6 protein-coding genes are annotated in these 10,367 nt (G+C 48.5%); 1 reads left to right on the top strand and 5 read right to left on the bottom strand.

All coding sequences use genetic code 11. From position 1 onward, the window contains the following. Positions 1–647: 647 nt before the first annotated feature. Positions 648–1,016, top strand: coding sequence for a hydrogenase (locus tag ADIS_RS11330; protein ID WP_202900579.1), 369 nt, complete (start codon positions 648–650; stop codon positions 1,014–1,016). Positions 1,017–1,182: 166 nt separating this feature from the next. Here ADIS_RS11330 and ADIS_RS11325 read toward each other — a convergent pair whose 3' ends face one another. The 5 genes from ADIS_RS11325 to ADIS_RS11305 form a co-directional block, all read right to left on the bottom strand. Further along, complete coding sequence (locus ADIS_RS11325; RefSeq protein WP_081634924.1) at positions 1,183–2,241, bottom strand: DUF6340 family protein; 1,059 nt, start codon at positions 2,239–2,241, stop codon at positions 1,183–1,185. 63 nt (positions 2,242–2,304) lie between these two features. Beyond that, complete coding sequence (locus tag ADIS_RS11320) at positions 2,305–3,570, bottom strand: hypothetical protein (protein WP_010854640.1); 1,266 nt, start codon at positions 3,568–3,570, stop codon at positions 2,305–2,307. Between the two features lie 92 nt (positions 3,571–3,662). Further along, on the bottom strand, positions 3,663–5,321 hold the full coding sequence (locus tag ADIS_RS11315; protein WP_010854639.1) for a SusD/RagB family nutrient-binding outer membrane lipoprotein: 1,659 nt from the start codon (positions 5,319–5,321) through the stop codon (positions 3,663–3,665). Between the two features lie 32 nt (positions 5,322–5,353). After that, on the bottom strand, positions 5,354–8,788 hold the full coding sequence (locus ADIS_RS11310; RefSeq protein WP_010854638.1) for a SusC/RagA family TonB-linked outer membrane protein: 3,435 nt from the start codon (positions 8,786–8,788) through the stop codon (positions 5,354–5,356). 265 nt (positions 8,789–9,053) lie between these two features. Further along, positions 9,054–10,106 (bottom strand): DUF4421 domain-containing protein, encoded by a 1,053-nt coding sequence (locus tag ADIS_RS11305; protein ID WP_081634922.1) that lies wholly within the window; start codon positions 10,104–10,106, stop codon positions 9,054–9,056. Between the last annotated feature and the right edge of the window lie 261 nt (positions 10,107–10,367).

The raw sequence follows: 10,367 nt of genomic DNA, 5'->3' as shown, positions 1-10,367 counted from the left end.
GAAGGAAAGATTTAACCTTAGACACAGTTTAATGAACTATCCCCCTTCCCGTGATGATGGGATTTGCGCCAAGAATGGTTGAGTCGGGATTTCTAAATTTGAATAATCCGGATAGGGTTTGGTTTCAGAATGTTCAATGGACCAATGATATTTTTGCGTTGATAACTTTTTCTGTAATGGTTTGCATCGGCTTTATCAATCGCCAAAACACCTCATTGCATCGCACGATGATGTTGTTTGCGTCCATGGCTTTTACCGGGCCCGCAACTGCACGACTGCTTGAATGGTTAGCTCCCTATTCGATCATTGAAGGAACAGTCATAATCTATTTTTTCTTTCCTTTGGCTGTTTTACTTCATGACTGGATTGCTTTCAAAAAATTGCCCAAGTATCCATTTTATGGATTTCTTGTATTATTGGTTCTTATGGTTTTGACCTTTTTTTTACCAACCCTTGAGTTTTGGACAGGCATATTTTTGAATCATATCCATTAATGTCCTATATTCAATGGGTTAGAAAGCGCCATCAACCTATAACATCAATCAACCATGGGCACTTTTGTCAAACAAAAACAAAGTAATAATTTAGTCTTTCTCGGCTTAGTTCTATTCATGATGGGACTGACTATTGGACTCTTTGTCCAAAACATGGCAAACCCCCGTATGGGTCTAAGTGCGCATCTCGAGGGGATCATGAATGGCCTATTCCTTATGTTGGTTGGAGTGGTTTGGCATAAATTTTCCCTTTCCCCAAAATGGCTAACGACCTCTTATTGGTTGTTGATCTATTCGACTTTTGCCAATGTATTGGCCGTATTGATAGCCGCTATCACGGGGGCAGGGAAAATGATGCCGTTGGAAGGTGGGCAAGAGGGGGGCGCAGGATTGGAAACCACCATCAACTTTTTGCTGATTTCCCTTTCTTTGGCTCTTTTGTTTGCTTGTACAGTACTCACACTGGGATATTATAGGTTTATGCACCAAAAACTGCATGAAATGACTTGCACCACACATTAAAGCGAAAAGAGTAGAAAATACTATACGGAGATATACCATTGCCACCATAAAGCAGCACGTTTGATGAATGAGCGGGGGTGTCGTTGCTCCCATAAAAGAAATTGAATATCCAAACTATCCTAGGGGCGTTAGCACTGGCATCTACCTGTTTGTATCAAGAAACCGGTCAGTCCCCAGCTAGCTGCTGACGCACTTGCTCGTTTGCCAGGATTTGCCTGGTCAGGTCATTGGCATAGGTTCGCCCCTTTTTCAGGCCATACCGGGTGTAGGCGATGCCGGCCCAATCTTGCGCCAATTCCAGATTGCCCAGCACCTCATGGCCAATCGCAATATTATAGGCAAGTTTTGCCGCGGTTTTCTCATCATTGTCACCATCCAACGCTGTCGTCCAAGCATCCATGGCCTCCTCCCATTTGTTTACCTCTGCCAACCGGGCTCCGTATGCCAGTGCAGGGTTGGTCTTACTCTTATGAAAGAATGTACGGCTTATGGTCAGGAACATGGGAGCCACCCTTCTTGCGTAGGCAGCGCCGGCCATTTGGCCTACGATCTGCGTGGCCCGTACCTTGTTGATCATCAGTGCCAATGCTTGAGCACGGGTCTCTGCCTCGGCAGACCAAAGATTGGTCTTGCTGACGTCCACCTGGTCGGCGATATTTCGGTTGGCAGGGTCATAAAACCGGAACCCTACCTGCACCTGGGCTACACCCTCTGCATAGATTCCGTCTACTTCCACGGTGGTGGCGTCTTTGCCTTCTCCCACCGTTTTCTTGATTCGTGCTTTCTTGTCCGTTACTACAAAATCCGAAGAAAATTTCTCCAGTGCCAGTACGCCATCGGCACCATAAGCGGAGCAAAGCGCATCAATTTGGTCCCAGGTAAGGGGCTGCGGAAACTGTTGGCTGAAAAGCCCTCCCTTCAGCCGCTCCCTTGCCCGGACCACCTCATACCGTGGGGAGGTGTTGAGCTCTTGCTGCACGGTAGCCAAGGTAGCTTCTATGGCGTTTTTCACCTCAAAGGGCGCCTCTCCGGTGAGTATGCCCTCGATGATGGCCACTCCCTTGCTTTCCGGCTCCGTTCGATCCAAGATCAGCAATCGCTGCACATGGTTGGGGATGCTGATTTCCGCCGGAGCTAGCCGGGTAAGGGATACATTTTTGGTACAGGAACTGCACATTGCCAAAGCCACCAAGGTGGACATTAGCAGGGATCGAAAAACCTTCATCTGCGTCGGGATGTGGACAAATGGTGTATATTCCGCAAGTTACAACCCTTTCGGGCAGATTTCCTATTGAGCGGGTTTGGGGGATTCCTGCACCATTTCGAGAATCCCCTGTATAACGGTCTCTCCCGACAGCTCACCGAGACTGGTGCGGGTGATGTATTCGTACCGCTTGAAGCTATCAAAATCCACTTTGGTCAGGAAGTATCCAAATGCGTCGTTGCATAGGCCCAGCAGAAACGGGTAATTCGTGGGCATATTCCGCTTCAAGTAGTAGCCGATATTCGGGAGTGCCTCTCCGGGAATGGTCACAAATTGCGCCGGACCGAGGTTGATCAGATTTAGCTGTGTCTTAATGGTTTCTGAGCCTCGTTGTCCGTGTCCCAAGGGGGAGCTTTCCAAGATAAATTTCATCAGGGGAGATTCGATCGGGATTTCGATCTGTTTGGCGGTTACAAATAGATCGGTGTTAGCTGCCAAGGGAGCATCTGCCACAATCCTTAGTGCCTCATCGGCCAAGAGGTGTCCTATACGGGTGCATTCCTCGTAATCGTTCGCTTCTTGGTTATTGTCCCGTCGGTTGTCGGCTGTCACCATGCCTCCGAGGGCTCCATTCACAAATAGGGCCATGCCGCCTGCCTTTTCCTCTATCCGATCATATAATGGTCCGCATACGTCGGGGCTTAGTATTCCCCGTCCGTTGCCGATTACTTCAGGATGGATGGCATAATTTATCAGGGTCAGCAGTACCTTGCCATTTGTGTCCAGTGCCTGAATGACACCGCAGTTGGGGTCGTAGAGTATGGGGGCGTAGTAGTTATAGGCTATTTTACCTTGGGCTTCTCCATAGGCTATTTTCAATTTGGCTGTAGTGAGTTTTTCCGAGGCTTCATTGACCGCATCGGCAATCTGCTGCGTGCACCAGTCCAGGTAGTCCAGGTCAGCACCGTGTTTTCCAGACTCATCGGCAAAGGCATAAGCGTCTGGGGCACTGTGCGTGTGGGTGGCGGCGATGAGCACATTTTCGGGCTTGACACCTTTTATCAGCGCGCGAGACTTGTCTGCAAGCACTGCAGGCCAACCCAGGTTATCTACTACTACCAGGGCAAAGCGTTCGTTTCCCTGCTCAAAAACCGCTGCCCTGGCAAAGAGGTCTCCCTTTTTTTCGGTAGCTGGCTTAGGAATACCCACACCCCCCGAAACGGGCAGGAGGGGATCAGGCGTGATGACTCGAAGGCTCGTTCCCACCCGGAGGTCTTGTCCCCAGGTGTGGAAGGACAGCGTGGTTGCGAAGAATAGTAAAAAAATGAATCTTGATGGGTTGGATTTCATGGGTAATGGTGGGTTTAAGATTAAACTAGGAAATGCAAAAAGAGGTGTGGAAAGAACCTCCACACCTCTTTGTTACTGATTGCCAAGGTCTTTTACCAGGGTTTGTTTGTGCCTTGGATCACCCAAGGCTTAGACCAAGCACTGTTGAGCCCGTCTACTTGGGAGAAATTCGTCTGCTGTAGTCGATCCATCGCTGCTTGGGTATTTGCTTGATTGAGGTTTTCTTCATCGATCATGTAGTAATACCTTACGGGCAGTACGGTTCGGATCGCAAATGGTCCTGCCTTTAGTTCAGGGAATCCTGTTCTTCGAAAATCAAACCAAGCTTCGGCAGCGGAGGTCCATGAAGCGATCCATTTCTGCTCGATCAGCTGCTTCAATGTACCATCAAATCGTACGTTTGGCTGGGAAAGATAGGCGGCTGCCTGATTGGCAATCCCCCAAGTGGTGAAGGAAGCCTGAATGGCCGCATTGTAATGATGCTCGGCGGTATTGCCTACATTCCAGCCTTTCAATGCTGCTTCTGCTAGGATGAAGTGTATCTCAGAAGCTGACAGGATTCTAGATCTTAACAAGGGGCCGGAAGCTGCTCGGTAGATATCGTTCAACCAAGAAACATGTGGATTGAAGGAGGCCTGATTGGCATCCGGGCTCATATTGTACACTTGGGGACCAGGGATCGCCGGTGGAATGCCAACGAAGTCGGGATTTTGGTTGATATCATTGATACTGATGTTACGGGCCACTAAGACATCAGGGGAAAGTAGTCTCCGTCCATTTTCAATTCGGTCTGTTCCGGCGGGCAGGTTTTCATCTACTACCAGTGGGATCTGCACCCTATTTGCCCACACGGATAGGCGTGGGTCATTTTTTGAACGCATGGATTCTACCAGCGTGGCGCACATTTTGATGCGGCGATAGTTGCTTTCGTTGGCATCAAAGCGGGTATTGTTGGGCCAAGAGGTATCATTGCTGATGCCTGCAAATCCCATGGAGGCATCGTCTACCGGAGCCGTAATGATCGGGTATTGGGCCGGATTGGCCAGAATGGCTTCTATCCCTTGCTTGGCAAAGTCAGGCAGCTTATCTGAAACCCGCATCAGGTAACGTAGTTTCAGGGAATTGGCTAGTCGTCTCCATTTCGCAGGATCACCGTTATAGTACACATCGGCACCTTGAATGGTACTGTTGTACTCGCTGCGTGGCTTTGAAAGCAACTGATTGGCGCGTTCCAAATCGTCCAGAATACCTCGGTAGATGCTTTCCTGAGTATCAAATACCGGGAAGGTCGCTTCGGGAGTACCCTCCGGCCCTCTCAAGGCCATCGTGTAGGGGGCATCTCCCCACAGATCGGTGATCAATCCAAACATCATCGACTTCATCACCAGGGTCACGCCCTGCTGCAATTCGAAACCCAGTTCTACGGCACGGTCATGCACGTATTTGTTGTTGCGCAGTATGCCATAGTACCCGGCCCAGCTATTGTTTCGATTCCAATCGTATAGATTGTGGCCTCCTGCCCAGCCGTCCTTTTGGGTATGCTGCATCACGCCGGCGATATCCCCATAGCCAAGGTTGACGATGGTTTTGCCGGCCTCAGTGAGCACGGTGGAAAGCACCAGGTTGGGATTTGTGGTTGCCGGGTTAGCGGCATTGGGATCCACGTTCATATCCATCAGGGATTCTTGACAGGATACGGTAAAGATCATTGCCAGCCCTAAGAGTTTGAGGATTATATTTTTCGATTTCATACGATTTCTCATTTTGTGTTGTGACCGGATGATTAAAAGGTGGCGTTCAGTCTGAAACCGATAGGCATCACCCATGGGTTTACGTTCCAACGTTCGATACCTTGCTTAAACTGAGTTCCTGCCTGCACCCCTGCCTGGGGCTGGAAGGCCATCTCCGGGTCTATGTTGATTTTTGCAGCCGTCCAAAGGATGATGTTTCGGCTGTATACCGAAAAGTTCATGTTTTGCATTTTTAGGGAACTGGCGACTTTTGCCGGCAGGTCCATGCCAAAGGAAACTTCACGCAGTTTTACGAAGGAGGCAGGATATAGGAAGGCTCTCGTAAAGCTCCATGCTGTACTGCCCGCAAACGGCATGGTGATCGTTCCACCGGGACGGCCTATGTTTTCTCCCAGGTTTTCGGCAAACTCGGTAGGATTGCCGTTTGCATCAAATGCAGTGGCATAAACACCGGGGATAAATACCCCACCATAAGGCAAGGTAAATGGCCCAAATGTAAAGGGATAACCGTTGAAATCAGGTGTAGGACCACCCACGAGCGGGAAGTTGTTGCCATTCATTAGGATCATTTGATCCTTGTTTGCAATCAAATAGTCCCTAAGCTCTCTCCCCTGCATATCACCGGGGTTGATCAGCTTATCCAGGAAAATCTGAGAACGGCCGTGTTCTTCGCCCCATCGGTAGGTTTGCGATACGAAATCGCCTCCGTTTCTCCAGTCGAAGGTGAAGCTAAGATGAAAGTTTTTGTAGGATAGGGAGCTCTGTCCGCCGAGTATAAACCTCGGGTTGAAATTCCCGATTTTGTTTCGGGTATTTTGGGCTGCCACGTCCTGCCATTTGCCACTTTGTGGGTTCAGGATGGGGAAACCGAAGTAGGGAGAGTTGGGATCCTCTACCGTGATCACTTTCGCATCGTAGATATCCCCGATTTCGTCGCCTACGTAGGTCCAGGCACCACCACGGGCGTCTGTCCAAAGGGTGTAAAAGGGTAGATCGTCGGAAAGCTCAAGGATACGGGTTCGGTTTCTGGTCAGGTTGAAATTCACATCCCAACGCCAGTTTCTATTCTCAACGACAGTTGTACCCAAGGTCAACTCGATTCCTCGGCTTTGAAGTAGACCGGCGTTGATATTCTTACTGGTATATCCGGTAGAAGGAGGAAGGAGAGTGCTCAAGATTTGGTTTTCGTTTTCCATTACGTAGTAGGTTCCTGCAAACCTTATCCGGCCGTTGAAAAGCTGAAAATCAAGCCCCGCTTCGTAAGAACTGGCAATCTCTGGCTTAAGGGATGGGTTCAGTAGCGTAGAAGGCAGGGTCAGTCGAGGAAGATTTCCCCAGGCGCCTGCATTGGAAAGCATGGCGATCAAGCGATAGGGGTCAGCATCGTTGCCAACCTGTGCATAGCCTCCCCTTAGTTTGAAGAGACTAACCGATCGGGGCAAGGTGACCATCTCATTGACCAGCAAGCTTAGGGATGCCGATGGATAGAAATACGGATCGGCGTTGGGCAGTGTACTGGACCAGTCGTTTCGCGCAGTCAGGTCCAAGTAGATCATATCCTTATAGGACAGGTTGGCCAGTGCATACAGGCTGTTGATTCCCCGTTCAAAACGTGAGTTGGCATACTGCACGTTGTCTTGTGCAATGTTTTGCACTGTGTATACACCTGGCACAATCAACCCCGCTCCTGGTCGAGAGGCCACGGTCATGTTGCTGCCATTTTGGTAGCGCATATTTCCACCTCCGGATAACGTGATACCAAAGTTGTTCACGTCCTTGTTATAGGAAACCAGAAAGTCTGCATTGCTTTCAAAACCATGAAGTTCGGTAATACCATACGCGCCGAATAGCTCTTGCGTGTAACTGTTTGCAATTTTGCTTTCCCGGGTTTCGCTGTAGGTATCCAATGCATAGCGGACAAAGGCACTTACACTGGGGGAAATCTGCCAATCTGCTTTGATATTGCCAAAGACCCGATCCCTGGTGAAGCTGTTGTTGACTTCGTTCGCCAAGAAGTAAGGGTTGTTGATGGTGCGTGTTGGAAAACCCGCATCTGGGGTGCGCTGCTGTAGGCCTTCTTGGCCTGGCATCCAATAGTCCTTCAAATCCAAGATATTGATATGAGGGGAGGTTTCATACACCCATTGCAGTGGGTTGGTACCGCGCTCGCCCGCAGGTCGGTTATTGGAATTATTACGGCTCACATCCAAGTTGGTGCTCAAGGTGAGTTTATCATTCATCTTTACTGACGAATTGATGTTCAGGGTATTTCTGAACAGATCCGAGTTGGGAATAAAGCCCCGGTTCTGCATGTTTCCGTAGGAGATGCGGTAGTTCATGGAAGCTGTACTGTTCGAAACAGAGAAACCATTGGTAGTGGTGATTCCGGTTTGCATAAAGTTTCGGACGTTGTTGGGATGCGATACCAACTCCATGGGAATAGGGCGGCCGTTTTCGTCCAATGGACTGTTCCATTGGGGTGCCATGTAGCCCCTATCCAGCTCGGCACCAAAGGCTGCATTTACGTTTTCCTGTACCAATGCGCCAAAAGGATTTGACAAAGGGGTTCCGCTTACATCCGGAGGGATTGCCGAGAACTGGCCTGAACCGAAGCGTGAATGCCATTTAAGGAATTTAAAAGGCACGTCAAATACCGTGTTTGAGGTGACATTTACGGTCAGCTTATCGACCTTTCCGCTTTTGGTAGTGATAAGCACCACACCGTTACCGGCCCTTGATCCATATAGTGCCGCTGCACTGGGTCCTTTCAAGATCGTGATTTCCGCAATGTCATCGGGGTTCAGTCCGGAAATGGCATTGCCGTAATCGACCCGGTTTTCATTACCTATCGACGACACGTTGTTCAAGGTATTGGCGATGGGAACACCGTCCACCACAAACAGGGGTTGGTTGTCGGAGCTTAGCGAAGTGGCTCCGCGTATTACCATACTTACAGAGGAGCCGGTTCCGCCGGTGCTGCTGATGGTGGCTCCGGCCACTTTACCCGCCATGGCATTCAAAAAGCTTTCCTGAGCCACACGGGTCATTTCTTCGCCACCCACACGTTCGATGGAGTAGCCGAGCGATATCTCTTCCCGCCGAATACCCAAAGCGGTGACCACTACTTCCCCGAGGGTGCCCTCATCCTGTGTCAATTCCACGTTGATGACGGACCGGTTTCCTACTGCGATTTCCTGATTTTGAAAACCAATGTAGGAAAAGATCAGGACGGTGTTGTTGTCGGGTACATCCAGTGAGAAATCGCCGTCAATATTGGTAGCAGTGCCCACTTGGGTACCCTTTATCAACACATTGACGCCTGGGATTCCACCCTGGTCCTCTTTTGATGTAACTTTTCCGGTAATCTGCCTACTTTGGGCATAGGATTCCGTGAAACAAAACAAGCCGATAAGCGCCATAAAGGCGATCAAAACAGGCTTTTTGATTAGCGTAAAGGAATTTCCCATAAATGCATTTGGTCTGGTTTAACGATATGACTTAGGATGAATACTATTAAACGAAATATTCATACTACTAATAACAGGCAAAAATTTTGAAAAAAAGATATATTTTTCGTTAAATGTCCTTTAGGATATGTCTCGATATTTTAAGCTTTTGTAAATAGAATGTTAACGGAATGTTATTTGGATTAAAATTTTGTCGATAACCGACTATTCTCGTTGTCAGAAATGGAATCTTAAAAAAAGATGTAAACTACTGATATCGCCATTCTTACCGGGGCTTATTACCTCTATTTCGAAGGGATTTCAGGAAACTGTCCAGCTTGCCGAGTGACTGTCCAAGTTTTGGTCCTGGGGCAATGCGGTGGACAAGGTTAAATCGATAGTTTCCCGTCATTATGGTATTGTCGTATGCCGTGGTGGACGGAAGATTGACCCGGTTATGTACGTAGTTCACATTGACAGACCAATGGCGGCTGTTATATCCCGCAAAACCTCTTACAAATAAATTAGGCGTTACCTGCCAGGAGGTTTCCTGTTGGCCTCCCTCAAAAGAAGAAAGATAACCCAGCCCCAGATTGGTACTTACCGATCCGGTGAGAAAGAAATGTCGCTTGATGACCAAGGTAGCAACATAGCCTGCATTGGGGCCGAATTCCAAAAACCGCGATCGGTCATACCTGCCGATCTGTTCATTCGTTAGGCTCGGCGACAACATTCCCCCTTCGTTGTAGGTGGTTCCTCCGTACATCTCGAATCCTAGAAGTGCGCTGGCCGCCGATTTTTTTTGCCATTCGTTTTGAAGAAAAGCCGCTCTGAGCGAAAGTTTTTCTCCATTGAACAGGTATTGAACCGAAGCGCCAAGCTTTCTCACGTGCATATCGGGCAATACGGTGAACCGGTCGGAGGCTGATCCGGGGAGGGCGGAATTCGCCACGTGGTAACCTCGGTAAAACTGCCCGAAAAAATCGATGACGAGCTTTTTTGGGTACATATGGGCCTGGAGGTCTAGGTACTTGGAGTCTCCCTGGCCTAAATCTGGATTGAGGAAATCAAATCCATAGGCCAGGTTGAGTGTTAGGTTTTGGTAGGTAGCGCCTACTCCCATATTTAACGTAGAGTTTGGTTCAAACCGATAGGTATTGCCTCCCGTCTTATCCCCCACCTGCCAGGCGGTGTATTTTCTGGAAAAGTAATATCGGGTGGTGAGTTCGGTAGGAAAAGCCTCGTAGTATCTATCCGAAGGGCTTTCCTGTCCAATTGCCGCGAATGGAATTCCAACTAGGAGAAGGCATGTATAGATCCAGTGTAAAAAATGCTTCATGTGACAAAGATAGACAAGGAACCGGAAACCGTTTATTTTGAGCAGAAGAGAGACGGGATTAGGAGGTAAAAAAAGTAAATTCAATGTTCCCTCCATCCAAATTCCAAAGAAAAATAACTAGTAGAAAAAGTTGCTTAATCACCCGGTACAAAGATACAAATTTTTTTGCTTACAAAACAAAGATAACATCCGGCTAATTTTTGATAATTTAACGAAATAATTACAACGGCTTATTTTGCAATCTGATTGATAGTTGCCGTT

Source organism: Lunatimonas lonarensis (assembly GCF_000390185.1).
Taxonomy (GTDB): Bacteria; Bacteroidota; Bacteroidia; order Cytophagales; family Cyclobacteriaceae; genus Lunatimonas; species Lunatimonas lonarensis.
This window is presented reverse-complemented; position numbering and strand designations above follow the sequence as displayed.

What these genes read in the sequence shown, in the direction of transcription:
- ADIS_RS11330 (WP_202900579.1), top strand. Translation starts at nt 648, where the DNA reads ATGGCAAACCCCCGTATGGGTCTAAGTGCGCATCTCGAGGGGATCATG.
- ADIS_RS11310 (WP_010854638.1), bottom strand. Translation starts at nt 8,788, where the DNA reads ATGGGAAATTCCTTTACGCTAATCAAAAAGCCTGTTTTGATCGCCTTT.
- ADIS_RS11320 (WP_010854640.1), bottom strand. Translation starts at nt 3,570, where the DNA reads ATGAAATCCAACCCATCAAGATTCATTTTTTTACTATTCTTCGCAACC.
- ADIS_RS11305 (WP_081634922.1), bottom strand. Translation starts at nt 10,106, where the DNA reads ATGAAGCATTTTTTACACTGGATCTATACATGCCTTCTCCTAGTTGGA.
- ADIS_RS11325 (WP_081634924.1), bottom strand. Translation starts at nt 2,241, where the DNA reads ATGAAGGTTTTTCGATCCCTGCTAATGTCCACCTTGGTGGCTTTGGCA.
- ADIS_RS11315 (WP_010854639.1), bottom strand. Translation starts at nt 5,321, where the DNA reads ATGAAATCGAAAAATATAATCCTCAAACTCTTAGGGCTGGCAATGATC.